Here is a 25,920-nt window from a genome sequence, read left to right on the forward strand (position 1 = left end):
CCAGTTGATCATTCGTGATGCGGAGTACCAAAAACATTTGGCACTGACATTCATCGACACACTGTTGAGTTCTCAAAGAACACGCACACACCATCACTTCTGGCACACTCGCCAGCCGCTCCGGGGCAACTTTTCCAACTTATCCTACCAGCCTCACCGGCGCAAGCCGAGACGCTGATCAGAATCTAACCGGGATGGAAGCACCACCGTACACGACGATGAACCTCCGATGTACCAGGCGCCTTCGTCCAACCTCGTGTCCCCCGCCTTCCGGCCGGGGTCGGTGTCCGTGTCGCTCTGACCTGGAATAAGTTACGCGACGGGAAACTGCTTGCCAAATCGCCAGGTCACGGTGTTCGTCGATTCGGACTCTGCTGGTCAGAGCCGGTGCGCCGGAACCGATCCGGCATCCTGCGGCTCACATCGGCCGCTGTGACGCCGGACTCACCGCTGAGAAGCGGGATCCGCGTCCACTCTTTCGATGCGGCCGCCGAGTTCCTGGAGGATCTCGACGAAACGGGGGTAACCCCGGTCGATGTGAAAGACGTCGTGGACTTCAGTCACCCCGTCGGCGACGAGTCCCGCCAGCACCAGGCCGGCGCCGGCCCGGATGTCCGAGGACCACACCGGCGCACTCGACAGTTGCGCGATTCCCCGGATCACAGCGTGGTGACCGTCCGTCCGAGCATCGGCACCCAACCGGATCATCTCCTCGACGAAACGGAACCGCGCCTCGAAGACGTTCTCCGTGATCATCGACGTTCCCTCCGCCACAGCGGCGAGACCGATGGCCATCGGCTGGAGGTCGGTGGGGAAACCCGGATAGGGCAGGGTCGCGAAGTTGACGGCCGTGGGCCGCGCTTCCTGGACCACCCGGAATCCGTCGGACTCGGCGGTGACTTCGGCTCCCGCCACCCGCAGCTTGTCGAGCACCAGGCTCAGGTGTTTCGGGTTGACCCCGCGGACACGCACGTCGCCACGGGTCATCGACGCGGCGATCCCCCACGTCGCTGCGACGATCCGATCGCCGATGACCCGGTGCGTGGTCGGCTCGAGTTTGGGGACGCCCTGGATCGTCAGCGTGGACGTGCCTGCACCCCGGATCTGCGCGCCCATCTGAATCAGCATGTTGCACAGGTCGACGATCTCGGGTTCGCGGGCCGCGTTGTCGATCACCGTCTCACCCTTGGCGAGTACGGCGGCCATCAGAATGTTCTCGGTCGCCCCCACCGACGGGAATGCGAGCCGGATGTTCGCACCGTGCAGGTCGTCGGCCTGCGCCACCACGCAGCCGTGCTCGATCGTGCTGTGCGCGCCCAGCAATCGCAGCCCCGACTGGTGCATGTCGAGGGGCCGCGATCCGATGGCATCGCCACCCGGTAGCGCGACCACGGCGCGACGGCACCGCGCGACCAGCGGTCCGAGCACACACACCGACGCGCGAAACTGCCGTACCGCGGCGAAATCGGCGTGGTGTTTGGGCTCCGCGGGTGTGGTGATCCGGACGATGGAATCGTCGAGGTCCACCTCGCAGCCCAGGCCACGCAGGACGTCCGCCATCAAGGGAACATCGAGGATGTCCGGGCAGTTGGTCACAGTTGTGGTGCCCTCGGCCAACAGCGCTGCCGCCATCAACTTGAGAACGCTGTTCTTGGCGCCCCCGACAGACACTTCACCTACGAGGCGGTTACCGCCGGTGACAAGGAAGCGTTCACTCACAGAACACAGCCTAGAGCCAGGGCTGCCGACCCCGGAGGCCGGTACCGTAACGCTATGGCCGTACACCTCACCAAGATCTACACCCGGACCGGCGACGACGGGACCACCGGACTCAGCGATTTCTCCCGTGTGTCGAAGAACGATCCGCGGCTGATCGCCTACGCCGACTGCGACGAGGCGAACGCCTCGATCGGGGTTGCGGTGGCACTGGGCGACCCGCCCGAGGAGATCCGGTCGATCCTGCGGCAGATTCAGAACGACCTGTTCGACGCCGGCGCCGACCTCTCCACCCCAGTGGAGGCCGAACCGAAGTACCCGCCGCTGCGCATCTCGGACGAGTACATCGACCGTCTCGAGGGCTGGTGCGACGAACTGAACGAACGCCTGGCGCCGCTGAACTCCTTCATTCTCCCCGGCGGCACGGCACTCGGAGCGCTGCTGCACGTGGCGCGGACCGTCACCCGGCGGGCCGAGCGGTCCGCGTGGGCGGCCGTCGACGCGAACCCGGAGACCACCAACGCTCTACCGGCGAAATACCTCAACCGGCTGTCGGATCTGCTGTTCATCGTCAGCAGGCTCGCGAACCCCGAGGGCGACGTCCTCTGGAAGCCCGGAGCCGGGAAGTCCTGATCAGAGTCGGCGACCGCGGACCGATCGGCCGGACGGTCGTGATTCGACCCAGGACAGGAACGCGGTCAACGCTCCCCCGTCCAATGCGATCTCGTACGAGCTACCGCGGTCCTTGACCGACAGAATGATGATTTCCTCGGACATGATGTCGAACTCGGAGCCCTCCGGGCTGCGACGACCTGCGACCTCGATGCCCTGGCGATCGATGCGCGAATCAGGACCGGGACGCAAACTCGACAGTTTGAAAAAGACGAGGGAACCCTCGCCGTAGCGGATGACGCCGTGGCGCCACCCCGTGTCCCCCGGGGCAGGCGTCACCCGGAGGATCGCCGCGGTACCACCGCGGCGCAGTACTGCAAGCCGATACAAAAAGACCGCGACGAAGGCCGCGAGCAGCACAACCAGAATGATCAACACAGTCATTCCGATTGTCACTGTTCGTCGGCTCCGTCGCGGTCTTTCTCGTGCAGCCTAAGCGCGCTCTACAGCGCGGATCCGACCCTTGGCGACAGCGATCGCCTCGAGATCGTCTCCACTCTCTGCGAGCACGGCCTTGGCCGCTTCCACATCGATGTCCTCGGCCAAGTCGGCTGACTCGGCGAGGATCGTGACTGTCTTCGCGGTCACGGACAGGAACCCGCCGTGCACAGCAGCGACGATACGCTCACCGTCGGCCGTCGTGATCGCAACCACTCCGGCCTCGACCAGCTGTCCGAGAACCGGCTCATGCCCAGGCATGACACCGATCTCGCCCTCGGTCGTCTGTGCGCTGACGAGAGTCGCCGAACCAGACCACAACCGTCGCTCCACGGCGACGAGTTCCACGGTCATCTCAGCCATCGTCGACTACTTCCCGGCGATCTTCTTGGCTGCAGCCTCGACGTCGTCGAGTCCACCACAGCTGTTGAATGCCTGCTCGGGCAGGTGATCGAACTCGCCCTTGCAGATGCGGTCGAACGCCTCGATGGTGTCGCGGAGCGGCACCACGGAGCCGGGCTCACCGGTGAACTTCTCGGCGACGATGAAGTTCTGGCCGAGGAACTTCTGCAGACGGCGGGCACGGCCGACGAGCACCTTGTCCTCTTCCTGCAGCTCGTCCATACCGAGGATGGCGATGATGTCCTGCAGTTCCTTGTACTTCTGCAGGATGCGCTTGACCTCGTTGGCGACCCGGAAATGCTCGGCACCGACGATGCCGGGCTCCAGGATGCGGGAGGTGGAGGTCAGCGGGTCCACAGCGGGGTAGATACCCATCTGCGAGATCGGACGCGACAGCTCGGTGGTGGCATCGAGGTGCGCGAACGTCGTGGCCGGCGCCGGGTCGGTGTAGTCGTCGGCGGGCACGTAGATCGCCTGCAGCGAGGTGATGGAGCGACCACGCGTCGAGGTGATGCGCTCCTGCAGCTCACCCATCTCGTCAGCCAGGGTCGGCTGGTAACCCACGGCCGAAGGCATACGACCGAGCAGGGTCGACACCTCGGAACCGGCCTGGGTGAAACGGAAGATGTTGTCGATGAACAGCAGCACGTCCTGGCCCTGGACATCGCGGAAGTACTCCGCCATGGTCAGCGCGGACAGGGCGACGCGCATACGCGTTCCCGGCGGCTCGTCCATCTGGCCGAAGACGAGGGCAGTGTCCTGGAGGACGCCCATCTCTTCCATCTCGAGGTGAAGGTCGGTGCCCTCACGGGTGCGCTCACCGACGCCTGCGAACACCGAGGTTCCGGAGAACTCGCGGGCGATACGGGTGATCATTTCCTGGATCAGAACGGTCTTGCCGACACCGGCACCACCGAACAGACCGATCTTTCCACCCTTGACGTACGGGGTGAGGAGGTCGATGACCTTGATGCCGGTCTCGAGGATCTCCGTCTTGCCCTCGAGCTGGTCGAAGGCCGGTGGCTTGCGGTGGATGCCCCACTGCTCGCCGTCGCGACCCGTGCCGGGAGCGTCGAGGCAGTCGCCCAGTGCGTTGAACACGTGGCCCTTGACGACGTCACCGACGGGAACCGAGATCGGCTTGCCCGTGTCGGACACCGAGGTGCCGCGGATCAGGCCGTCGGTGGGCTGCATCGAGACGGTGCGCACCAGGTTGTCGCCGAGGTGCTGTGCGACCTCGAGGGTCAGCGTCTTGGCGACCGAGGGGAGCGTGATCTCGGCATGCAGGGCGTTGAACAGTTCAGGAATGGCGCCACGCGGGAATTCAACGTCCACGACGGGACCGATGACCCGCACGACGCGGCCGGCGACGGACGAACCCGAGCCTGCCCCGTTGTTTTCGGTTACTGCTGCGGTCATTGCTTAGTCACTTCCTGCGCTCGAGGCAAGCGCATTCGCGCCGCCGACGATCTCGCTGATTTCCTGGGTGATCTGGGCCTGGCGAGCCTGGTTTGCCTGGCGGCTCAACGTGTTCACCAGTTCGTTTGCGTTGTCCGTCGCGGCCTTCATGGCGGTACGACGGGCAGCCGACTCCGACGCCGCAGCATCCAGCAGCGAGGAGTAGATGCGGGTGCTGATGTACTTCGGCAGCAGGGCGCCGAGCAACTTGTCGGGTTCCGGCTCGAAGTTGTATCCGGCGACCGGCTCCGAGTCGCTGGACCCGTGACCGTTCGACAGCATGTCTTCGCCGAGTTCGACGCGCTCCTCGGAGACCATCACCTCGAGGGGAGCCATCCGGCGAACCTCGGGAGACTGGGTCAGCATCGACACGAAGCGGGTGTAGACGATGTGCAGCTCGTCGACGCCTTCGATGGTGCCCTCGCCGTTCGGCGCGGGAACCTCCGAGCCGGATCCGGCCATGAACAGGTCGACCAGGTGCCGGCTCGCCTTGGCGGCGTCGGAGTAGCCCGGATCCTGGGAGAACCCGGTCCACGCACCTCCCAAGTCGCGGCCACGGAACGTGTAGTACCCCAGACCCTTGGATCCGAGCACGTAGATGACCGGATCCTTACCCTCGCTGCGCAGCAGCTGGAACAGCTCCTCGGCCTCCTTGAGGACGTTGGAGTTGTAACCGCCGCACATACCGCGGTCGCTGGTGACGACCAGAACCGCGGCCCGCTTGGGATCGGTGCGCTCGTTCAGCAACGGGTGGTCCAGCGAAGCCGACGCGCTCGCCAGCTCCGACAGAACCTTCGTGATCTCTTCGGCGTACGGCTTCGCCGCGGCGACGCGCGACTGTGCCTTCGTGATGCGCGAGGTCGCGATCAGTTCCTGGGCCTTGGTGATCTTCTTGGTCGAGTTGACCGACTTGATGCGAGACCTCAGTTCGAGAATGCTTGCCATCGATCGATCACTCTCCCTTCATGTTTCGCAGCATCATGGACAGGCCGCTCACTTGCTGACGGTGGTGCGCTTGACGTTGATCTGCTCGTGGCCGACCTCGCCGGCGTCCAGAGCTTCGGCCTCGGCCTCGTTCACGACCCGGCTTCCGTCGGACGCGATGAAGGTTTCCTTGAACTTGTCGGTGGCCTCGACCAGCGCCTTGGCGTTGTCGGCGTCGAGGGCCTTGCCGCCCTTGATGCTCTCGTACACGCCGGAGGCGGTGCGGTGCAGCTCGTCGAGCAGTTCGGCCTCGAAGCGGCGGACGTCGCCGACCGGCACGCTGTCGAAGACACCTTCGCCGGCGAGGTAGATCGACACGATCTGGTCTTCGACGGGGATCGGGCTGTACTGATCCTGCTTGAGCAGCTCCACCAGGCGGGCACCACGCTCGAGCTGTGCCTTCGAGGCGGCGTCCAGGTCGGAGGCGAAGGCGGAGAACGCCTCGAGCTCACGGAACTGAGCCAGCTCCAGACGCAGCGAACCGGAGACCTTCTTCATGCCCTTGGTCTGCGCGGCGCCACCGACTCGGGACACCGAGATGCCGACGTTGATGGCGGGGCGGACACCCTTGTTGAACAGGTCCGACTCGAGGAACACCTGACCGTCGGTGATGGAGATGACGTTGGTCGGGATGTAGGCCGAGACGTCGTTGGCCTTGGTCTCGATGATCGGCAGCGCGGTCAGCGAGCCTCCACCCAGGGCGTCGGACAGCTTGGCCGAACGCTCCAGCAGGCGGGAGTGCAGGTAGAAGACGTCACCGGGGTATGCCTCACGTCCCGGCGGGCGACGCAGCAGCAGCGAGATGGCGCGGTACGCCTCGGCCTGCTTGGTCAGGTCGTCGAACACGACCAGGACGTGCTTACCCTGGTACATCCAGTGCTGGCCGATGGCGGAGCCGGTGTAGGGCGCGAGCCACTTGAAACCGGCGGAGTCGGAGGCCGGGGCGGCGACGATGGTGGTGTACTCCATCGCGCCCTGCTCCTCGAGGGCAGCCTTGACACCCGCGATGGTGGAGCCCTTCTGGCCGATCGCGACGTAGATGCAGCGAACCTGCTGCTTCTCGTCGCCGGTCTCCCAGTTGGCCTTCTGGTTCAGGATCGCGTCGATGCAGACGGCGGTCTTGCCCGTCTTACGGTCGCCGATGACGAGCTGACGCTGTCCGCGGCCGATCGGGGTCATCGCGTCGATGGCCTTGATGCCGGTCTGCAGCGGCTCCTCGACGGGCTGACGCTCGAGGACCGAGGCAGCCTGCAGTTCGAGGGCGCGGGTCTCGTTGCTCTCGATCTCGCCCAGGCCGTCGATCGGCTGGCCGAGCGGGTTGATGACGCGGCCGAGGAAGGCGTCGCCGACGGGTACCGACAGCACGTCGCCGGTCCGCTTGACTTCCTGGCCTTCCTGGATGTTCTCGTAATCGCCCAGGATGACGGCACCGATCTCGGTGGCATCCAGGTTGAGCGCGACACCCAGAATTCCGCCGGGGAACTCCAGCAGTTCGTTGGCCATCGCCGAAGGCAGGCCACTGACGTGCGCGATGCCGTCGCTGGTGTCGGTCACAAGGCCGACCTCTTCGCGGGAGGCCTCCGGGGAGTAGCTCGCGGTGTAGTTCTCGATCGCACTACGGATCTCGTCGGAGGAGATCGTCAGCTCCGCCATGTTTTTCCTGCTCTCGGTGTCTGGTCTTCGAAAAGATCTGGGGTATGGGGTTCGGTTGCGGACTACTTGAGGGACTTCCGCAACGCTGCGAGACGTCCCGCGCCGCTGCCGTCGATCACCTCGTCGCCCACCCGGACGACCAAGCCGCTGAGGAGCTCAGGATCGACCTCCACGTGAACCGTCACCGGCTTCCCGTAGGTACGGGTGAGGGTGGCGGTCAGCCGATCCGACTGCTCACTGGACAGCGGAGCAGAGCTGCGCACCTTGGCGACAACTGCTTCCCGCTGTGCTGCTGCCAGATTCGACAGTTCGTCGAAGGCGTCCGCGGGTGCGGAGTTCTTCAACCGGCCCACTGCCTGGGTCGCCAGCGCCTCGGCGACAGCGGTGACCTTGCCGTACAGCAGCTTGGAGAGCAGTTCACGCTTCCTCTTCGCCGGCACGGAACGGTCGGACAGTGACTGCTCGAGCTTCGGGTCACCGGCAACGATGCGCCCGAGGCGGAAGAGCTCGTCCTCGACAGCGTCGAGCTGTCCCTGATCGGCCGCTGCCTTCAGCAGCGCTTCCCGACCGACGAGCACCAGCGAGTTGAGCAGGTCGGAGGTGACGGACCAGTCCTGGCCCACCGCCGCCTTCAGGACGGCGAGGGTCTCGGCCGAGACCTTGCCACCGAATACCTGCTCGGCCAGACCTTCGCGAACGTTCCCGGGCGTCGAGGTGTCCGACAGAGCACTCCGGAGAGTGCGCTGCTCGTCCAGGATCTCGACGACCGAGAACAGCTCGGCCCCGATCTGGGCCGCGGCCGCTGTGGCTGCTCCGGCAGAGACGGATCCCAAGGCCGAAGACAACGCAGCACGGGTCTGCGTCAAGGCCTCACGGCTCGCTGCGTACATGGTGCTCACTTCCCTGCTGCGGAATTTGCGCCGATGGTGTCGAGCTCGTTCAGGAAGCGATCGACCGTGCCGGCCCGCTTGACGTCGTCGGCGAGGGACTCACCGATGACCTTCTCAGCGAGGTCGACCGCGGTGCGGCCGAGATCGGCGCGCAGTTCGGCGACGATCTGCTGACGCTGGGCAACCAACTGGTTGTTGCCGGCGGCCACGATGCGGTCGCTTTCTTCCTGAGCCTGTGCCTTCATTTCGGCGATGATCTGCTGCCCCTGGGTGCGCGCGTCCTCACGGATCTGCGCAGCCTCGGTGCGAGCTTCGGCGAGCTGGGCGCGGTACTGCTCGAGCGCCGCCTTCGCTTCGGCCTGGGCCTCTTCGGCCCGCTTGATGCCGCCGTCGATCTGCTCGGTTCGCTCGGCAAGGACCTTCTGGAACATCGGAAGGACGTACTTCCAGAAGACGAAACCAACGATGACCAGGCAGACGATCGACCAAACGATGTCATACGTCGCGGGGAGGAGAGGGTTGTGACTCTCTTCCTCTGCCGCGAGCAATGCGATGTTGGCTGCCATGACGGTCTTAGAAAATGAAGCCGGCGACGAGGCCGATCAGCGCGAGGGCTTCGGTGAAGGCGATACCGAGGAACATCGTGGTACGAACCTGTCCGGCCATCTCGGGCTGGCGAACCATTCCCTCGATCGCCTTGCCGACGACGATGCCCACGCCGATGCCGGGGCCGATCGCGGCGAGACCGTAGCCGATGGCTCCGAAGCCCGTCGAGTTGGTTTCCTGGACAGCTTCCTGAGCGAGGTAGGCGAGGCTCATGGTGTTCCGTTCCCTTTCTGTTGACCTCCGCCGGATTCGGCGGGAGGCTCAGTTCTTGGTGTAGCTGGTCGTGAAAACTTGTGGTGCTAGTGCGAATCCGCGTGCAGCGCCAGATCGATGTACACCGACGTGAGCAGCGCGAAGACGTAGGCCTGCAGGAAGATCACCAGCAGTTCGAAGAAGGTGAATGCAATGCCGGCGGCAAGCGAGGCCACACCGAACACGGCCTGGAAGCCACCGGAGACGAAGAAGAAGTACTGGGTGGCGCTGAAGAACAGCACCAGCAGGATGTGGCCGGCCAGCATGTTGGCCATGAGACGAACCATGAGGGTGAACGGCCGGAGGACGAACGTCGAGATGAACTCGATCGGCACGAGCAGGAAGTGCAGCGGAAGCGGAACACCGGGGACCACGATGCTGCTCTTCACGTACTTGAAGAAGCCGTACTTCTTGATGCCGACGTAGTTGAACACGATGTACGCCAGGGCGGCGAGCACCAGCGGCATGCCGATTCGCGCGTTCGGCGAGATATTGATGAAGGGGATGATGCTGCCGAGGTTGCTGGCGAGCACCAGGAAGAAGATGGTGGTGATGACCGGCAGGAAGCGCTTGCCCTGCTCCTTGCCGAGAATCTCTTCCGCGATGTTGATCCGGACGAAGTCGAGCGCGATCTCACCGATGTTCTGGACACCGCGCGGAATGATCTTCGGGCTGCGCATCGCGATGACAAAGAAGAGCATCATCAGTCCGGACAACAGGATGCGAACCAGCATCAGGCGGTCGAGTTCGAACGGAGTCCCTTCGAACAGGACCGCGGGCGGGAAGAAGTCGTTCAGGGAAGGCGCGTGGAATTCTTCTCCAGCAGCCACGTTGATGACGCTCAGCGTTCTCTCCCGTAGTCGGTCCGCAGCCTTCGTTGACTGCGGTTCGATCGGACATTGACGATCAAACAAGTCGACAAGCTCGACTCGCGTATTCGTCAGCTGCTGCGGACTGTTCGAGTCCAGCGTCTGTCGGTGTCGGCGACTCTCGTCGACTCGGCGGCCCTGAAAGTGCGGGCCACCTACAAGCATGCAATACCGGCGAGTAACTTACTCGCACTCTCATTGCTCTCGCTTGACCCAGACCTTAGCAAGTCATCTACGACGTTGTGTAGACGGGGTCCGGGTCGATTCAATTTTACTACATCTCGTAGTACTACTTATCGTCCGATTCCGGCGATCCGGCGTCGTCCGACGGCGTGGGCTCGACGTACGGCGCCTTGGTTCCCAGAACTCCGAACGTCTCCGCTCCCAGCACGATCACGAGCGACAGCACCATGACCAGCACCAATGCTGTCTTGTCGTAGAAGTCGAGCGGTTTGAGGATCGCCAGGACCGTGATCGCGAGGATCATCTTCAACAACCACGTACCGAGCAGTACCGCTCCCGCCGTCAAGGCCGGAAGTTTCGCGGTGAACAGCACACCCAGTGCGGTGCACAGGATGAACCCTCCCCCGACTGCCGCACCGAGAAGAGCGCCGTACAGACCGGGCTTGCCCGCGACGAGAAATGCGATGATCGAGCCGACCACTGCCAGCACGATCAGACCGAGAACTCCGTAGCGGACGGCAGCCCGCAACGACGCGGTGTGATCAGGGGCGGAGGCGGGGGTGAACGTCACGGTCGCCAAGGGTAGTGGATCTTCGCCGGTCCGCCGCAACCCTCCGGTCAACCGCGACGGTCGTGCTGCTGTCCGCGAATCGACGGGACGGCCGTCACGACCAGCGCGAAGACGAGGCCTCCCGCAACCAGGAGAACGACGACGCGACGGTCGAACAAGGCTGATCCGACCGCGCCGAACGCCAGGACACCGACCCACAAGTAGATGAGCAGCACGACGCGGCGGTGCGAGTGCCCGATCTGCAGCAGCCGGTGGTGCAGGTGCATCTTGTCGGGACTGAACGGGCTCACGCCCGCACGGGTCCGCCGGACGACGGCGAGCAGCAGGTCCAGGATCGGGATGAACATGACGGCACCGACGAGGAGCAGCGGAGAGAGAAGACCGAGCAGGTCGCGGGTGCCGTACGCGGTCAGCGGGATGCGACCGGACGCGCTGGTGGAGATGGCCGCGAGCATCAGACCGATCAGCATGGAGCCGGAGTCGCCCATGAAGATCTTGGCGGGCTGGAAGTTGTGCGGAAGGAATCCGAGACACGCACCTGCCAGCGCCGCGGCGATCAGCGCGGGCGGATACGCGCTGACGTCGCCGCCCTGATCGTGCAGAAGCCCCACCGAGAACACGCAGATCGCGAGCGAGGAGATCAGACCGAGGCCCGCCGCGAGACCGTCGAGGCCGTCGACGAAGTTCATGGCGTTCACCATCACGACCGCGACACCCACGGTGACGAGACCGGCCTGGAGCTGGTCGAGGATGACGGTGCTGCCGTCCCCGAACGGCATGTAGATGATGAACCAGCTCACACCCATCACGACGAGGATGCCCGCCGCGGTGACCTGCCCGACGAACTTGGTGAGCGCGTCCAGGCCCCATCGGTCGTCGACCACCCCCACCAGCACGATCACGAACCCCGAGACCAGGGCCGCGGGAATGTCGGAGGTGAACTCGAATCCCCTGGTGAGCGCGGGTAGCTGCTGCGCGAACAACAACGCGACGAGCATGCCGAGATACATGCCGACCCCGCCGAGACGGGGCGTCGGGGTGACGTGGACGTCCCGGTCCCGCGGCACGGCGACAGCCCCGAACCGGAGCGCGAACAGCCGCACCGCCCCGGTGGCCAGGTAGGTGACCACCGCAGCGGTGAAGAGGACGAGCAGGAGTTCACGCAGCGGGACACCCGCGCCCCCACCTGCTTGGGCCAGCGCCACGCCGGCCGATTCGGCAGCACTCACTGGGCGGACAGACTCTCCGCCGTCACTCCGAGCACGTCGGCGACATCGCCGGTGGGCACGGCGCCTTCACGCAGGATCCGGGGGGTCGCACCGGTGAGGTCGACGATCGTCGAGGCCTGCCCCTGCTCCGCCCGGCCACCGTCGAGGTACACGCTCGCCGAGCCGCCGAGCTGCTCGCGCGCTTCCTCGACCGTCGTCGCGGGCGGCTGCCCGGAGACGTTCGCGCTCGACACCGCCAGCGGTCCGACTTCACGCAACAGTTCGAGGGCGACGGGGTGCAGCGGCATGCGCAGCATGACCGTGCCCCGGGTGTCGCCGAGGTCCCATGCCAGCGAAGGCGCTTGCTCCACAACGAGACTCAGCCCGCCCGGCCAGAACGCCCGGATGAGGTCGCGCGTCTGCGGACGCACGCTGTACACCAGTCCGTCGATCGTGTTCCACGAGCCGACGAGCACGGGAACCGGCATGTCGCGCCCGCGACCCTTGGCCCGCAGGAGGGCGGCGACGGCCTCGCTGTCGAATGCGTCCGCGCCGATTCCGTACAGCGTGTCCGTGGGAAGCACGACGAGCCGCCCGGCCTTCAGCGCATTCTTGGCCGCACTCATTCCGGCGGAGCGTGAATCGGGAAGGCCACAGTCGTAAACGGTACTCACCCGCCCATTCTTTCACCCTCGGTGACGGCCCCTGCACGCTGCGCCTCGATATCCGTGGCGACGCGCCGGGCGACCACGAAGCGCGGCTTGCCTGCGAGGTCCGGGTGCTCCGCGACTTCGCCGAACACCCGGCGGGACGCGAACAGGGCCGCCACGTCGGCCCCGTTACTGTCGTCGTGTTCGATGCCGACCGCTCCCCCGATCCGCAACCAGCGGGCGACGTTCGAGATCATCGGCTTGATGACGGACAGGCCGTCCGGTCCGGCGAACAGCGCGCTGTGCGGATCGTGGTCGGCCACCTCGGGTTCGAGCTCGACGCCCTCCGGAATGTACGGCGGGTTCGCCACGATCAGGTCGACGCCGCCTTCGAGCCCGGCCAGCAACGTCCGGTCGGTCACGTCGCCCTGGTACAGGCGAATCGGTGCGTCACCTGCCTGTTCGCGGGCGTCGGCGTTACGCCGGGCCCACGCGAGCGCGTGCGGTTCGAGTTCGACGGCGTGCACGACTGCGTCGGGCCGGGCGTTGGCGATCGCGAGCGCCAGCGCACCCGAGCCGGTGCACAGGTCGAGGACCACCGGCGGATGCTGGTCGCAGCTTCCGAGGAAGGCGAGCGCCCACCCGAGCAGCAGTTCCGTCTCGGGACGCGGCACGAAGACCCCGGGACCGACCTCGATGTCGATGTCCCCCATCGCGGCCGTACCGAGGATGTACTGCAACGGAATCCGCTTGGCGCGCTGGTCGACCATCTTCTTGTACGCGTCGATCACCGACTCGTCGACCAGCGGGACGAGGCCGAGCCGGGTCCGCTCCACCCCCAGCAGGTGGGCCGCGAGCAGTTCGGCATCCGCACGGGAGCTACGCACCCCGGCCTCGTCGAGTTGCGCGGTTGCGTCGATCAGGGCCAGGCGAAGAGGAAGGCGACTCACAGGTACAGAGTGCCACGCGGCTCGCCGTCCGGTGGCGGGGTCCCGCTTCGCGGTTACTCCGCGGCGAGCCTCGCCTCGCGGTCGGACTTGCCCAGGGCGTCCAGTAGGGCGTCCAGTTCGCCGTCCAGGACCGCATCCAGGTTGTGGGACTTGAAACCGATCCGGTGATCGGTGATGCGGTTCTCCGGGAAGTTGTAGGTGCGGATGCGCTCCGAACGGTCGACGGTGCGCACCTGACTCTGCCTGCCTGCCGACGCCTCCGCATCCGCGGCTTCCTCGGCGGCGGCCTGCAGCCGAGCGGCGAGCACCTGCATGGCGCGGGCCTTGTTCTGCAGCTGTGAGCGCTCGTTCTGGCAGGTCACGACGATTCCGGTGGGCAGGTGCGTGATACGGACCGCGGAGTCGGTGGTGTTGACACCCTGACCGCCCTTGCCCGAGGAGCGGTAGACGTCGATGCGCAGATCGGTTTCGTCGATCTGCACCTCCTCGACCTCTTCCGGTTCCGGGTAGATGAGGACACCGGCGGCGGACGTGTGGACGCGTCCCTGCGATTCCGTGACGGGCACCCGCTGCACGCGGTGGACACCGCCCTCGAACTTCAGTCGTGCCCAGACCCCGTCACGCACATCACCCTTCGACTTGATCGACAGCGTCGCGTCCTTGTATCCACCCAGATCGGACACGGTCGCGTCGAGGATCTCGACACGCCAACCGTGACGCTCGGCGTACCGGACGTACATCCGGGCCAGATCGGAGGCGAACAGCGCGGATTCCTCGCCGCCCTCACCCGACTTCACCTCGAGCACCACGTCGTCACCGTCGTGCGGGTCGCGGGGGGCCAGAAGATCGGTGAGGGCCTTGTCGAGTTCCAGGACCTGCGCCTCGAGTTCGGGCACCTCGGCGGCGAAGCTGGAGTCGTCGGCAGCGAGTTCGCGCGCGGCATCCAGATCGTCCTGCGCCGACTTGAGCTTGGCATATGTCGCCATGATCGGCGCGAGCTCGGCGAATCGCTTGCCCGCCCTGCGGGCCGCAGAAGCGTCGTTGTGCAGGGCCGGGTCCGCCAACTGCTGCTCCAGGCCGGCATGTTCGGCCAGGATGTCGTCGATGGCCGAAGGCTGGGTGGTCCCTGCCATGATTCGCTCCGCTCTGCGTTCTTTCGGGAATAGGCACAAAAAAGCCGACGCCCGGCCTGCAATTATCGCAGGACGGGCGTCGGCGGAACAGCTAGGACTCTGCAGATTCCTTGGCTGCGCCCTTGCCGGCGCGCTTGCCGTAGCGAGCCTCGAAGCGGGCGACACGTCCACCGGTGTCGAGGATCTTCTGCTTGCCGGTGTAGAACGGGTGGCACTGCGAGCAGACCTCGACGTTGATACGCCCGGTCTCCTTGGTGCTGTGGGTCTCGAAAGTGTTTCCGCAACCGCAGACCACGGTGGTGGCCACGTAGTTGGGGTGAATGCCTGACTTCATGGTGTCCCTTTCAATGGTCGCCGGGTCGCCTTCGCCGTTCGAAGACGTGAACCGGAACCGGACTCAGCCGCTCAGTATGCCAGATCGCAGGTTCGCGATCCCAATCGGCATTTGTGCTTGCGGTGTGGTCAACGCGGGTGGTCCGCGTTTTGTTCCACGGTGATTCTGGAGGGGAAAAACAGCGGGGCCCGGCGACCGAAAGTCGCCGGGCCCCGCTTCGGGTCGCGATCAGTCGTCGATCGCGCCCGGAGCAGTCTTCGACACCTGCATGAGGAATTCGACGTTGCTCTTGCTCTTCTTGAGGCGGTCGATCAGCAGATCGATGGCCTGGTGCGAGTCGAGACCCGAGAGCACGCGCCGGAGCTTGTGCAGCACCGCGGCCTCGTCCGGGCTGAGCAGCAGCTCGTCCTTACGCGTACCCGAGGGGTTCACGTCCACAGCCGGGAACACACGACGTTCCGCGATCTTGCGGTCGAGCTTCAGCTCGGCGTTACCGGTGCCCTTGAACTCCTCGAAGATCACGGTGTCGCCGGTGGAACCGGTCTCGACCATGGCCGTCGCGATGATCGTGAGCGAACCGCCGTTCTCGATGTTGCGCGCAGCACCGAGGAAACGCTTGGGCGGGTACAGCGCGGTCGAGTCGACACCACCGGAGAGGATGCGTCCCGAGGCCGGCGACGAGTTGTTGTACGCACGGCCGAGGCGGGTGATCGAGTCGAGGAGGACGACGACGTCCTTACCCGCCTCCACCAGGCGCTTCGCACGCTCGATGGCCAGCTCGGCGACCGAGGTGTGGTCTCCCGGCGGACGGTCGAAGGTCGAGGAGATGACCTCGCCCTTCACCGAACGCTGCATGTCGGTGACCTCTTCGGGACGCTCGTCGACCAGCACGACCATGAGGTAGCACTCGGGGTTGTTGGTCGCGATCGCGTTCGCGATGGCCTGCAGAACGCTGGTCTTACCGGCCTTCGGCGGGCTCACGATCAGCGCACGCTGTCCCTTGCCGATCGGCATCACCAGGTCGATGACACGGGTCGTCAAGATGTTCGGCGTCGTCTCCAGACGCAGCCGCTGATTCGGGTACAGCGGGGTGAGCTTGCCGAACTCGGGGCGCTTCTTGGCGGCTTCCACGTCGCCACCGTTGACGGTGTCGATGCGGACCAGCGGGTTGAACTTCTGGCGCTGGTTGCCCTGTTCGCCCTCGCGTCCGACCCGGACTGCGCCGGTGATGGCGTCGCCGCGGCGGAGACCGTTCTTGCGGATCAGGTTCATCGACACGTAGACGTCGTTCGGTCCGGCCAGGTAGCCGGAGGTCCGCACGAACGCGTAGTTGTCGAGGACGTCCAGGATGCCGGCGACCGGCTGCAGGACGTCGTCCTCGCGGATCTCGGTCTCGCGGGCGTCGCCGCCGCCGCCTTCGCCGCGGTCGCGTCCACGACGACGTTCGCGGAAGCGACGTCCGCGGCGTCCGCGACCGCCTTCCTCGTCGTCGCCCGGGCGATTGTCGTTGGTGCGCGGGCCGTTGCTGCCCTGACTGCGGTCGCCACGGTCACCGCGGTTGTCGCGATCGCCCCGGTCACCGCGTTCGCCGCGGTCACCGCGGTCACCACGGGTGTCGCCACGATCACCGCGGTCGCCGGCCCGCTCACGTCGGCTGCGGTCGCCGCCCTGTTCGCCGGAGCCGTCCTGCTTGGCCGGCTTCTCGGCGGAATCCTGACGGTCGTCGGCCTGCTTGCGCTCGGCCTGCTGCGTGTCGGTGGCAGTAGCCGAGGCGGTGTCCTGAGCGTTGCCGCCCTGGTCACCCTGCTCGGGTGCGCCTGCCCGACGCGCGGATCCGCGGCGCTGACGCCCGCGACGGCCGCCCTCGGCGGTGTCAGTGTCGGCGGCTGCGCTGTCGCCCGTCGCGGGTTCGGTCTTGGGCTCGGCGGCCTTCTCGGTGGTCTCCACCTGGGGAGTCACTTCGAGTTCGGTCTGAGCGGACTGTTCGCGCTTCGCGCGGGTCGCCCGGGTCCGGGGAGCGGCTTCGGTCGCGGCAGCGGCCGGGGCGGAAGAACCGCCCTGACGCTCCTTGATCGCGGCGATCAGGTCGCCCTTGCGCATCCCCGAGATGCCCTTGATGCCCAGCTCACCTGCGAGAGTGCGGAGCTCGGTGAGCACCATTCCGGACAGCCCGGCACCCCGGCGCGCCTCGGCGCGCTTGGTGGAGGCCGTCACTGCACCGGTGCCGGGTGCGGTCGATGACGCCTGTGAAGAGTCGCCTGCCTGCGCGCCAACGGTATCCACCGAGGAGGCGCGCACAGGAGCGGCGATGAGGTCCGTATCGGTCACGGAGGTCCTTTCCTTCCCTCACTCGCGCTGCGCAGAGTCGAGGGTTCGTCCCGTAATTCGGTTTCGAATACCGAATTCGGATGTGCCGTACGTAGTTGCATGTGAAGAACTGCCGGCTTGCCCGCCATCACATCACCTTTGAAACAGGCGCGTACTCGCAATCCCTACACGACAGATAGTGCGGAGGATCGTGCCAGGAGCCGTCAACCCCGATTGACCTGGAGTAATTGCCCTGGTGAAGCACCGGCGTCTGATGCGCACGATGTACGGACATTGCCCAGGATAGCTGTGAACGACCGTAGGGGCAAGGAGACGCCCCTACGGCGTGTCAGCTGGTCCGGACGCCGTCCGCCACGTCCAGTTCGAGAACCTGCAACCCCTCGGCCTCGGCCTGCGCCCGAAGATCCACGGGGAAAGGCTCCGTGGTCAATGCGAGGACGGTCGGTCCGGCTCCCGAGACGGTGGCGGCGATACCCGCCTTCCGGAGGACGGCGATCCATCGCGTCGTGAGCGGAAGGGCCGGAGCGCGCTGCGTCTGATGCAGTCGGTCCTCGGTCGCCGCCATCAGAAGGTCGGGACGCTCTGTGAGCGCCACCACAGCGAGGGCGCCGCGGCTGACGTTGAATGCCGCGTCCCGGTGGGGAACCGTCTCGGGCAACAGACCCCGCGTGTGGGCGGTCGACGAGCGCTCCCCCGGCACCAGCGCGACGACGCGGATCGCGGGATGGACCTTCAGCGCGACGGCCGAGTAGATGTCGGTGGCCGCGGGCGCGCCGTCGGTCTGCTCGCCCGCGCAGCTCCACGACACCACGGCGCCGCCGAGCACGCTGGCCGATGCGTTGTCGGGATGCCCTTCGAATTCGGACGACAGCTGGACGAGCTGATCGAGCGACAGCCCGAGTTCGGGGTCGAGCTTGATCGCCAGGCCGTTGGCGGCCGCCAGTCCCCCGACGACGGCGGAGGCCGATGAACCCAGCCCCCGAGAATGGGGTATCGCGTTGCGGCACACCACATCCAGGCCGTCGGCCCACACGCCCGCCGCTTCCAGGCCACGTTCGATGGCCCGGACCACGAGATGGGACGGACCCCACGGCACGTCGTCGGCACCCTCGCCCTCGACCCGGATCTTCAGCCCCGAACCCGTGGTGGTCACGGTGATCTCGTCGTACAGCCCGAGCGCGATGCCCAGCGTGTCGAAGCCCGGGCCGAGGTTGGCGCTCGACGCAGGCACGCGGGCGGTCACGGTGAGGCCCGTGGGGAGGGTCTGTGTCATGGCAGCGGTGTGGTCCTGCGGCGTGGTGGGCGTGGGCGCCACCACTACGCCAGCTCGAGGGCCGACGCGACAGCGACAGGATCGACCGGGATCGGTTGAACCTCAGGCATACCCGCCAGCGCCGTGTCGGGGTCCTTGAGGCCGTTACCGGTGACCGTGCACACGACGGTCAGGCCCGAGTCCAGCCAGCCCTCCTTGCGGGCGGCGAGCAGACCCGCGACGCTCGCGGCCGAGGCGGGCTCGACGAACACCCCTTCGGTCCTGGCGATCAGCCGGTACGCCTCGAGGATCTCGTCGTCGGTCGCGGCCCGGAAGGCGCCGTGCGACTCTTCCTTGGCGGTGACCGCACCGTTCCAGGACGCGGGCGAGCCGATGCGGATCGCGGTGGCGATCGTCTCCGGGTCCTTCACCGGTGCGCCGTGGACGAGCGGTGCGGCACCGGCGGCCTGGACGCCGAGCATGCGGGGCTTCACGCTGGTGAGTCCGTCCGCGTAGTACTCGGAGTACCCGCGCCAGTACGCGGTGATGTTGCCCGCGTTGCCGACCGGGAGCGCGTGCACGTCGGGGGCCTTGCCCAGGGCGTCACAGATCTCGAATGCCGCGGTCTTCTGGCCCTCGATACGGACCGGGTTGACCGAGTTCACGAGCCCGATCGTGGGGAATTCCGCGGTGGTCTTGCGGGCCAGTTCGAGGCAGTCGTCGAAGTTGCCCTGCACCTGGATGATCCGCGCGCCGTGCATGACGGCCTGCGCGAGCTTGCCCATCGCGATCTTGCCCTGCGGCACCAGCACGGCACAGGTCATCTTCGCCTTCGCGGCGTACGCGGCTGCGGAAGCGGATGTGTTACCCGTGGACGCACACAGGACGGCCTGCTGACCGCGGGCCAGCGCGTCGGTGACGGCCATCGTCATTCCGCGGTCCTTGAACGAACCGGTCGGGTTGAGCCCCTCGACCTTCAGGTAGACGTCGCAACCGGTGAGCTCCGAGAGGTGCCCGGCGGGCAGCAGCGGGGTGCCGCCCTCGCGGAGGGTGACCGTCTTCCAGTTCGGTCCGATGGCGAGGCGGTCGCGGTAAGCCTCGATCAGCCCCGGCCAGGGGGTGTGAACGGGGTTACGGGTGCCGGTCATTGTTCGGTGCCTTCCAGTCGCAGCACGCTGGTCACAGCGGTGACGAATTCGAGTTTGCTCAGTGCCTCAACGGTTTCCGACAGAGCAGAATCCGTCGCGACGTGGGTCACGACGACGAGGCGGGCACCGTCGCCGGCGCCTTCCTGCCGCACGGTGGAGATGCTGACGCCGTGCTGCGAGAATTCGGCAGCCACCGCCGACAGGACCCCGGCCTTGTCCGTCACCTGCATGTTGACGTAGTAGCGCGTGGGGATGTCGCCGATCGGCGCGATCTTCAGCTTGGCGTACTTGGACTCGCGGGGTCCGCGGCCGCCGTTCACCTTGTTGCGCGCGGCCATCACCAGGTCGCCCATCACGGCCGATGCGGTGGGGGCGCCACCTGCGCCCTGGCCGTAGAACATGAGGCGCCCGGCGTTCTCCGCCTCGACGACGACGGCGTTGAACGCACCGTTGACCGAGGCCAGCGGGTGTTCCAGCGGCACGAGCGCCGGGTAGACCCGCGCGGAGATCCGCTCCTTGCCCTCGGGGGTGGTGATCCGCTCGCAGATGGACAGCAGCTTGATCGTGCAGTCGAGTGCGCGAGCCGACGTCAGGTCGGCCGCGGTGATCTTGGAGATCCCCTCGCGGTACACGTCGGCGGCGGTGACCCGGGTGTGGAACGCGATCGACGCGAGAATGGCCGCCTTGGCCGCGGCGTCGTAGCCCTCCACGTCGGCGGTCGGATCGGCCTCGGCGTAACCCAGGCGTCCGGCCTCGGCGAGGGTCGCGGCGTAGTCCGCGCCGGTCTCGTCCATCGCCGACAGGATGAAGTTGGTGGTTCCGTTCACGATTCCGGCGACCTTGTTCACCCGGTCACCGGCGAGGGACTGGATGAGCGGGCGGATCACGGGGATCGCACCGGCCACGGCGGCCTCGAAGTAGAGGTCCACGTTGTGCAGTTCCGCCGCCTCGGCCAGTTCACCGGTGTGATCGGCGAGCAGCGCCTTGTTGGCGGTGACGACGGACTTGCCGGAGTTGAGCGCCGAGAGGATCAGCTTGCGGGGCAGGTCCATGCCGCCGATCACCTCGACGACGATGTCGACGTCGTCGCGGGCCACGAGTGACTCCGCGTCGGTGGTCTGCAACTCCTCGGGAATTCCGCGGTCCTTGCCGGGGCGGCGCACGGCCACTCCACGCAGTTCCAGCGGGGCACCGACGCGAGCCTCGAGGTCTTCGCTGTGCTCCCGCAGGATGCGCACCACCTCGCTCCCGACGTTGCCGAGGCCGAGGACGGCCACACCGATAGCGCGATGCGCCGATTCGCTCGTCACTCCTGTACCTCCAAGCTCAGCAGGTCTTCCACGGTTTCCCTCCGGAGGATCACGCGCGACTGTCCGTCGCGCACGGCCACCACGGCAGGGCGGGCGAGCAGGTTGTACCTGCTCGACATCGAATAGCAGTATGCACCGGTGGCCGCGACGGCGAGCAAATCGCCGGCGTCGATGTCCTCGGGCATCCAGGTGTCGCGGATCACGACGTCACCGGACTCGCAGTGCTTGCCGACGACACGGGACACCACCGGCGCCGCGTCGCTGACCCGCGAGACCAGTTTGGCCTCGTACTCCGCCTGGTACAGCGCGGTACGGATGTTGTCGCTCATTCCGCCGTCGACGCTGACGTACCGGCGGGTGAGGTTGGCGTCGACGGTGACGTCCTTGATGGTGCCGACCTCGTACAGCGTCACCGTGCCGGGTCCGGCGATCGCGCGTCCGGGTTCGACGGCCAGCGTCGGCTCCGGCAGACCGGCGAGCGCCGACTCGTTGCGCACGATGTCGCCGAGTTTGGCGGCGAGCTGATCGACCGGCGGCGGGTCGTCGGAGGGGACGTAGGAGATTCCCATGCCACCACCGAGGTCGATGATCGAGATCTGGGCGGTCTTCTCCACACCGAACTCCGCGACGACGTCCCGCAGCAGCCCGATCACGCGGTGCGCGGCCAACTCGAATCCGTCGACGTCGAAGATCTGCGAACCGATGTGGCTGTGGAGTCCCACCAGCCGCAGGTTGCCGGCGGCGAAGACCCGGCGGACCGCGTCGATCGCCTTTCCGCCGGCGAGCGAGAACCCGAACTTCTGGTCCTCGTGGGCAGTGGAGATGAACTCATGGGTGTGCGCCTCGACTCCGACCGTCACGCGGATCAGAACGTCCTGCACCACACCGGCTTCGGCGGCCACCTTGTCGAGGCGGTCGATCTCCGTGGCGGAGTCGAGCACGATGTGCCCGACCCGGGCCGACACGGCGGCGTTCAGCTCGGCGACCGATTTGTTGTTGCCGTGCATGGCAATTCGCTCAGCCGGGAATCCGGCGTGCAGGGCGACCGCCAGTTCGCCGCCCGACGCGACGTCCAGGGACAGGCCCTCGTCGGCGACCCAGCGGGCGATCTCGCCGCACAGGAACGCCTTCGACGCGTAGTGCACCTTGGCGGTGGGCCCGAACGCACGGGCCATGTCGCGGCAGCGGGACCGGAAATCGTCCTCGTCGACCACGAACAGTGGGGTGCCGTACTTCTCGGCCAGTTCGGTGACCGGGATGCCCGCCAGGCTCACGACCCCGTCTGCGCCGCGGTGGGCGTTGCGGGGCCACACCTCGGGAGAGAGTGCGGCGAATGCGGCCGCGTCGGCGGGACGTTCCGGCAGACCGGGTGCGTGCAGCTGTTCGGCGTGCTTGGGACCTGCGGGGTGCGCGTTCACATCTGCTCCGGTGCACTGACGCCGAGCAGGGCCAGTCCGTTGGACAGGACCTGCCGGGACGCGTCGCACAACGCCAGTCGCGCGATGTGCAGCGGGCCGACCTCCTCGTCGCCCTGGGGCAGGATCCGGCAGGCGCCGTAGAACCGGTGATAGGCACCGGCCAGCTCCTCGAGGTACCGCGCAATGCGGTGCGGCTCACGCAGATTCGCGGCACTGGTGACGACGCGCGGGTACTCGCCGAGGGTGCGGATCAGATCGCCCTCCTGCTCCGAGACGAGCAGCGAGAAGTCGGGATCCGTGACCGCGATACCGAGGTCGGCGGCGTTACGGGCGATGGCCGACAGGCGGGCGTGCGCGTATTGCACGTAGTACACCGGGTTCTCGTTGCCGGTGCTCGTCCACAGTTCGAGGTCGATGTCGATGCTCGAATCCACCGACGACCGGATCATCGCGTACCGCGACGCGTCGACGCCGATCGCCTCGACGAGGTCGTCGAGGGTGATGACCGTCCCGGCGCGCTTGCTCATCTTCACGGCCACACCGTCGCGGACGAGGTTCACCATCTGGCCGATCAGCACCTCGACGGTGTCGGGGTCGTCGCCGAACGCGGCCGCAGCCGCCTTGAGCCGGCCGATGTACCCGTGGTGGTCGGCACCGAGCATGTAGATGCACAGGTCGAAGCCGCGGGAGCGCTTGTCCTGGAAGTAGGCGATGTCACCGGCGATGTACGCCGCGTTGCCGTCGCTCTTGATGACGACGCGGTCCTTGTCGTCGCCGAAGTCGGTGCTCTTGAGCCACCAGGCGCCGTCCTCCTGGAACAGGTTGCCGGAGTCCTTGAGCGTCTCGACGGCCTTCTCCACCGCACCGGACTCGAACAACGAGTTCTCGTGGAAGTAGACGTCGAAGTCCACGCCGAACTCGTGCAGGGTGCGCTTGATGTGGGCGAACATCAGGTCGACGCCGATGGCGCGGAAGACTTCCTGCTGCTCGCCCGCGGGCAGTTCCAGCACGTCGGGGCGCTGGGACTGGACCTGGGCGGCGATGTCGGCGATGTACGCGCCCGCGTAGCCGTCCTCGGGGGCGGGTTCGCCCTTGGCGGCCGCGATCAGCGAGCGGGAGAACCGGTCGATCTGGGCGCCGTGGTCATTGAAGTAGTACTCGCGGGTGACCGCCGCGCCCTGGGTGGACAGGATCCGGCCCAGCGCGTCGCCCACGGCGGCCCAGCGCGTTCCACCGAGGTGGATGGGGCCGGTGGGGTTGGCCGAGACGAACTCGAGGTTGATCTTCTTGCCGTCGAGCGTGTGTCCGGCCCCGAAGGCGGCACCCTCCTCGAGGATCTTCGCGACGATCGCGCCCTGCGCGTCGGCGGCCAGGCGGATGTTGAGGAATCCCGGGCCCGCGATGTCGGCGCTGTCGATGCCCGCGGCCGCGGTCAGCGCCTCGGCGAGCCAGCCGGCCAGCTCACGCGGGTTGGTACCGACCTTCTTGGCCACCTGCATCGCGACGTTGGTGGCGTAATCGCCGTGCTCGGGATTGCGCGGACGCTCGACCGTGAGAGTTTCGGGAAGCACGGACACGTCGAGTCCGCGTTCGGCGAGCACTTTCGCGGCGGTTCCGCGGAGCAGTTCGGCAAGGTCAGCTGGAGTCACAGGTATCCATCCTATGGCCAACGCGTCCCGGGCGGTGATCCGCCTTGCCGCGAGTCCCGTCGCGGACCCGGCGACTGCCGGCGAGCGTGGCGGCGGCCACTCTCCCAGGTTGCGCTCAGGGTGGGAAAGTACAGTGGTGTCGCCCTGAGTCCCGGCCCTCAGCTTCCGGTTACCGGGGGTCGAGCGCCCGTAACCCACACACCGAAAGATCACAATCGATGCCAAGCGGTTCGGAAAGTCGCGGTCCCGATAAGAACTCGGGCGCGAAGTCGGCGAAGGCCATCAAGGCCGCCAAGAAGAATAGCGGCGGCGCGAAAGTCAAGGGTGGCGCGTCCGCTCCGCGGAACATCCCCTGGCTGACGATCGGCGCCGGAGCTGCCGTTCTCGCACTCGTGGCGGTCCTCGCGATCAACCTGGTCCCCAAGTACCAGGCCAAGGAAGAAGCCGCGAAGTACGCGCCGAGCGCCGAAAATCCCGACCCGTCGGTCAACATCGACGGCGTCGTCAAGGTCGACTACCCGGCCGGCATCCACATCCAGCCGACGCAGCGCGTCGCGTACGACCAGTCGCCCCCGTTCGGCGGCCCGCACGACGCCATCTGGGCGACGTGCACCGGCACGGTCTACCCGAACGCGATCCGCACCGAGAATGCCGTGCACTCGCTCGAGCACGGCGCCGTGTGGATCGCCTACAACCCGGACGAGCTGTCCGCCGATCAGGTCGAGACGCTGAAGGGCAAGGTGGACGGCGAGACGTACACGCTGATGTCGCCGTTCCCGGGCCTCGACAGCCCGGTCTCGCTGCAGTCGTGGGGCCACCAGCTGAAGCTGGACAGCGTCGACGACGAGCGCATCGACCAGTTCATCACCGCGCTGCGGATCAACAAGAACACCTACCCGGAGGTCGGCGCGAGCTGCTCGTCCATCCCGGGCTCCGGTTTCGATCCGGACAACCCGCCGCCGTTCGACCCGAGTACACCCGGCGCGGACGCGGTGCCGATGGACGGTGGCGGCATCGCCCCGGACCAGTCGGAATCCGGTGGTGCGGGAGCGCAGCTGCCCAGCGGCATGCAGCTCCCGAGCGACCTGCAGTTGCCGTCCGATCTGCAGCAGGCGCCAGCCGAGGGTGGCAATGGCTAGCCCTGCCGAACCCGCAGACGCTCCAGCCCCGTCCCGGCCCAGTCAGCGCACAGCGCTGCTGGTCATCGGGTTGATCGGCGCCATCGCCCTCGGATTCGCGCTCGGGTTCCTCGCCCGGCTTCCGCTCGAGGACAACGGGGCCCCGGTCCCCGAGGCCGGTTCCGTGGATGTCGGATTCGCGCAGGACATGAGCGTGCACCACAGCCAGGCGGTGGAGATGTCGGCGATCGCGCTGGCGGGCGCCACCGACCCGGCGGTGCGCGGCCTCGCGTACGACATCCTCACCACGCAGCAGAATCAGCTCGGGCAGATGCAAGGCTGGCTCGCGATGTGGGATCAGCCGGCGCTGCCGTCCGGCGGCTACATGGGCTGGATGGAAGCCGAGCACTCCGACGGTCACGACCACGGGTCCGCCGACAGCGGGCACATGGGTTCGATGTCGAAGATGCCGGGCATGGCGTCCTCGGAGGACATGGCCGCGCTGCGTCAGGCCACCGGACCGGCCGTCGACGTCCTGTACCTGCAGCTGATGTTGCGCCACCACCAGGGCGGCCTCCCGATGATGGAGTACGCGGCCCAGCACGCGTCGGAGGACGCGGTGCGCTCTCTCGCGCAGACGATGGTGGACACGCAGCAGAGCGAGTCGACGGTGATGACGAACATGCTCACCGCGAAGGGCGCCGCTCCCCTCCCGATGAACTGATCTC

The 25,920-nt window shown here is 66.8% G+C and carries 25 protein-coding genes; 3 read left to right on the forward strand and 22 right to left on the reverse strand.

Annotated features, from left to right (window positions below; translation table 11 throughout):
- Positions 1-444: 444 nt before the first annotated feature.
- Positions 445-1,719 (reverse strand): UDP-N-acetylglucosamine 1-carboxyvinyltransferase, encoded by a 1,275-nt coding sequence (gene murA, locus ACLIVD_RS26265; RefSeq protein ID WP_280783606.1) that lies wholly within the window; start codon positions 1,717-1,719, stop codon positions 445-447.
- A 54-nt stretch (positions 1,720-1,773) separates the two neighbouring features.
- Between murA and ACLIVD_RS26270 the strand changes: the two genes are divergently transcribed.
- Positions 1,774-2,349: a cob(I)yrinic acid a,c-diamide adenosyltransferase gene (locus tag ACLIVD_RS26270; RefSeq protein ID WP_164065057.1), complete on the forward strand. Its 576-nt coding sequence runs from the start codon at positions 1,774-1,776 to the stop codon at positions 2,347-2,349.
- Here ACLIVD_RS26270 and ACLIVD_RS26275 read toward each other — a convergent pair whose 3' ends face one another.
- The 21 genes from ACLIVD_RS26275 to argS all read right to left on the reverse strand — a co-directional run bounded on the left by ACLIVD_RS26275 (position 2,350) and on the right by argS (position 24,074).
- Positions 2,350-2,772: a DUF2550 domain-containing protein gene (locus tag ACLIVD_RS26275; RefSeq protein WP_005571048.1), complete on the reverse strand. Its 423-nt coding sequence runs from the start codon at positions 2,770-2,772 to the stop codon at positions 2,350-2,352.
- A gap of 48 nt (positions 2,773-2,820) precedes the next feature.
- The gene (locus ACLIVD_RS26280) at positions 2,821-3,189 is read right to left on the reverse strand and encodes a F0F1 ATP synthase subunit epsilon (protein WP_005252961.1); all 369 of its coding nucleotides are present in this window, start codon (positions 3,187-3,189) and stop codon (positions 2,821-2,823) included.
- A gap of 6 nt (positions 3,190-3,195) precedes the next feature.
- Positions 3,196-4,647 (reverse strand): F0F1 ATP synthase subunit beta, encoded by a 1,452-nt coding sequence (gene atpD, locus ACLIVD_RS26285; protein WP_005252960.1) that lies wholly within the window; start codon positions 4,645-4,647, stop codon positions 3,196-3,198.
- 3 nt (positions 4,648-4,650) lie between these two features.
- Entirely contained in the window at positions 4,651-5,631 is a 981-nt protein-coding gene (locus ACLIVD_RS26290; protein ID WP_009474166.1) for a F0F1 ATP synthase subunit gamma, read from the reverse strand.
- A 48-nt stretch (positions 5,632-5,679) separates the two neighbouring features.
- On the reverse strand, positions 5,680-7,323 hold the full coding sequence (atpA, locus tag ACLIVD_RS26295; protein WP_005252958.1) for a F0F1 ATP synthase subunit alpha: 1,644 nt from the start codon (positions 7,321-7,323) through the stop codon (positions 5,680-5,682).
- A 62-nt stretch (positions 7,324-7,385) separates the two neighbouring features.
- Entirely contained in the window at positions 7,386-8,213 is an 828-nt protein-coding gene (locus tag ACLIVD_RS26300; RefSeq protein ID WP_198602282.1) for a F0F1 ATP synthase subunit delta, read from the reverse strand.
- Between the two features lie 5 nt (positions 8,214-8,218).
- Complete coding sequence (locus ACLIVD_RS26305) at positions 8,219-8,779, reverse strand: F0F1 ATP synthase subunit B (RefSeq protein ID WP_105422742.1); 561 nt, start codon at positions 8,777-8,779, stop codon at positions 8,219-8,221.
- A gap of 7 nt (positions 8,780-8,786) precedes the next feature.
- Complete coding sequence (locus ACLIVD_RS26310) at positions 8,787-9,032, reverse strand: ATP synthase F0 subunit C (RefSeq protein WP_005252955.1); 246 nt, start codon at positions 9,030-9,032, stop codon at positions 8,787-8,789.
- An 86-nt stretch (positions 9,033-9,118) separates the two neighbouring features.
- On the reverse strand, positions 9,119-9,901 hold the full coding sequence (gene atpB, locus ACLIVD_RS26315) for a F0F1 ATP synthase subunit A (RefSeq protein WP_005264492.1): 783 nt from the start codon (positions 9,899-9,901) through the stop codon (positions 9,119-9,121).
- A 328-nt stretch (positions 9,902-10,229) separates the two neighbouring features.
- Entirely contained in the window at positions 10,230-10,703 is a 474-nt protein-coding gene (locus ACLIVD_RS26320; protein WP_007300049.1) for a Cg1360 family ATP-synthase-associated protein, read from the reverse strand.
- A 38-nt stretch (positions 10,704-10,741) separates the two neighbouring features.
- Positions 10,742-11,923 carry a glycosyltransferase family 4 protein gene (locus tag ACLIVD_RS26325; RefSeq protein WP_005252952.1) on the reverse strand — a complete coding sequence of 394 codons (1,182 nt, stop codon included), beginning with the start codon at positions 11,921-11,923 and terminating at the stop codon, positions 10,742-10,744.
- Positions 11,920-12,576 carry an L-threonylcarbamoyladenylate synthase gene (locus ACLIVD_RS26330; RefSeq protein ID WP_011594474.1) on the reverse strand — a complete coding sequence of 219 codons (657 nt, stop codon included), beginning with the start codon at positions 12,574-12,576 and terminating at the stop codon, positions 11,920-11,922. Before ACLIVD_RS26330 ends, ACLIVD_RS26325 begins: the two co-directional genes overlap by 4 nt.
- Positions 12,573-13,502: a peptide chain release factor N(5)-glutamine methyltransferase gene (gene prmC, locus ACLIVD_RS26335; protein ID WP_009474172.1), complete on the reverse strand. Its 930-nt coding sequence runs from the start codon at positions 13,500-13,502 to the stop codon at positions 12,573-12,575. Before prmC ends, ACLIVD_RS26330 begins: the two co-directional genes overlap by 4 nt.
- Positions 13,503-13,555: 53 nt before the next feature.
- On the reverse strand, positions 13,556-14,635 hold the full coding sequence (gene prfA, locus ACLIVD_RS26340; protein WP_491930866.1) for a peptide chain release factor 1: 1,080 nt from the start codon (positions 14,633-14,635) through the stop codon (positions 13,556-13,558).
- Between the two features lie 91 nt (positions 14,636-14,726).
- Positions 14,727-14,969 carry a 50S ribosomal protein L31 gene (gene rpmE, locus ACLIVD_RS26345; protein WP_005252948.1) on the reverse strand — a complete coding sequence of 81 codons (243 nt, stop codon included), beginning with the start codon at positions 14,967-14,969 and terminating at the stop codon, positions 14,727-14,729.
- A gap of 228 nt (positions 14,970-15,197) precedes the next feature.
- A complete protein-coding gene (gene rho / locus ACLIVD_RS26350) occupies positions 15,198-17,297 on the reverse strand; it encodes a transcription termination factor Rho (RefSeq protein ID WP_491930867.1) in 2,100 nt (699 codons plus the stop codon).
- 328 nt (positions 17,298-17,625) lie between these two features.
- Positions 17,626-18,570, reverse strand: a complete 945-nt coding sequence (gene thrB / locus ACLIVD_RS26355) for a homoserine kinase (RefSeq protein WP_280783609.1) — start codon at positions 18,568-18,570, stop codon at positions 17,626-17,628.
- Positions 18,571-18,614: 44 nt separating this feature from the next.
- The gene (thrC, locus tag ACLIVD_RS26360; RefSeq protein ID WP_005252945.1) at positions 18,615-19,697 is read right to left on the reverse strand and encodes a threonine synthase; all 1,083 of its coding nucleotides are present in this window, start codon (positions 19,695-19,697) and stop codon (positions 18,615-18,617) included.
- Entirely contained in the window at positions 19,694-21,007 is a 1,314-nt protein-coding gene (locus ACLIVD_RS26365; protein ID WP_280783611.1) for a homoserine dehydrogenase, read from the reverse strand. Before ACLIVD_RS26365 ends, thrC begins: the two co-directional genes overlap by 4 nt.
- Positions 21,004-22,425, reverse strand: a complete 1,422-nt coding sequence (lysA, locus tag ACLIVD_RS26370; RefSeq protein WP_491930868.1) for a diaminopimelate decarboxylase — start codon at positions 22,423-22,425, stop codon at positions 21,004-21,006. Before lysA ends, ACLIVD_RS26365 begins: the two co-directional genes overlap by 4 nt.
- A complete protein-coding gene (gene argS, locus ACLIVD_RS26375) occupies positions 22,422-24,074 on the reverse strand; it encodes an arginine--tRNA ligase (RefSeq protein ID WP_280783612.1) in 1,653 nt (550 codons plus the stop codon). The genes lysA and argS overlap by 4 nt, the downstream gene beginning before the upstream one ends.
- 218 nt (positions 24,075-24,292) lie before the next feature.
- Here argS and ACLIVD_RS26380 point away from each other — a divergent pair, with 218 nt between their 5' ends.
- Complete coding sequence (locus ACLIVD_RS26380) at positions 24,293-25,213, forward strand: thioredoxin-like domain-containing protein (RefSeq protein ID WP_283335907.1); 921 nt, start codon at positions 24,293-24,295, stop codon at positions 25,211-25,213.
- Positions 25,206-25,916, forward strand: a complete 711-nt coding sequence (locus ACLIVD_RS26385; protein WP_280783614.1) for a DUF305 domain-containing protein — start codon at positions 25,206-25,208, stop codon at positions 25,914-25,916. The genes ACLIVD_RS26380 and ACLIVD_RS26385 overlap by 8 nt, the downstream gene beginning before the upstream one ends.
- The last annotated feature ends 4 nt before the right edge of the window (positions 25,917-25,920 follow it).

Source organism: Rhodococcus sp. G6(2025) (genome assembly GCF_058628105.1).

Excerpts from the sequence above, each read along its gene's own strand:
- thrB (WP_280783609.1), bottom strand. The coding sequence starts at position 18,570 with ATGACACAGACCCTCCCCACGGGCCTCACCGTGACCGCCCGCGTGCCT.
- ACLIVD_RS26280 (WP_005252961.1), bottom strand. The coding sequence starts at position 3,189 with ATGGCTGAGATGACCGTGGAACTCGTCGCCGTGGAGCGACGGTTGTGG.
- ACLIVD_RS26385 (WP_280783614.1), top strand. The coding sequence starts at position 25,206 with ATGGCTAGCCCTGCCGAACCCGCAGACGCTCCAGCCCCGTCCCGGCCC.
- atpD (WP_005252960.1), bottom strand. The coding sequence starts at position 4,647 with ATGACCGCAGCAGTAACCGAAAACAACGGGGCAGGCTCGGGTTCGTCC.
- ACLIVD_RS26305 (WP_105422742.1), bottom strand. The coding sequence starts at position 8,779 with ATGGCAGCCAACATCGCATTGCTCGCGGCAGAGGAAGAGAGTCACAAC.
- atpA (WP_005252958.1), bottom strand. The coding sequence starts at position 7,323 with ATGGCGGAGCTGACGATCTCCTCCGACGAGATCCGTAGTGCGATCGAG.
- ACLIVD_RS26275 (WP_005571048.1), bottom strand. The coding sequence starts at position 2,772 with ATGACTGTGTTGATCATTCTGGTTGTGCTGCTCGCGGCCTTCGTCGCG.
- ACLIVD_RS26290 (WP_009474166.1), bottom strand. The coding sequence starts at position 5,631 with ATGGCAAGCATTCTCGAACTGAGGTCTCGCATCAAGTCGGTCAACTCG.
- ACLIVD_RS26310 (WP_005252955.1), bottom strand. The coding sequence starts at position 9,032 with ATGAGCCTCGCCTACCTCGCTCAGGAAGCTGTCCAGGAAACCAACTCG.
- rpmE (WP_005252948.1), bottom strand. The coding sequence starts at position 14,969 with ATGAAGTCAGGCATTCACCCCAACTACGTGGCCACCACCGTGGTCTGC.
- ACLIVD_RS26270 (WP_164065057.1), top strand. The coding sequence starts at position 1,774 with ATGGCCGTACACCTCACCAAGATCTACACCCGGACCGGCGACGACGGG.
- ACLIVD_RS26300 (WP_198602282.1), bottom strand. The coding sequence starts at position 8,213 with ATGTACGCAGCGAGCCGTGAGGCCTTGACGCAGACCCGTGCTGCGTTG.
- ACLIVD_RS26380 (WP_283335907.1), top strand. The coding sequence starts at position 24,293 with ATGCCAAGCGGTTCGGAAAGTCGCGGTCCCGATAAGAACTCGGGCGCG.
- prfA (WP_491930866.1), bottom strand. The coding sequence starts at position 14,635 with ATGGCAGGGACCACCCAGCCTTCGGCCATCGACGACATCCTGGCCGAA.
- thrC (WP_005252945.1), bottom strand. The coding sequence starts at position 19,697 with ATGACCGGCACCCGTAACCCCGTTCACACCCCCTGGCCGGGGCTGATC.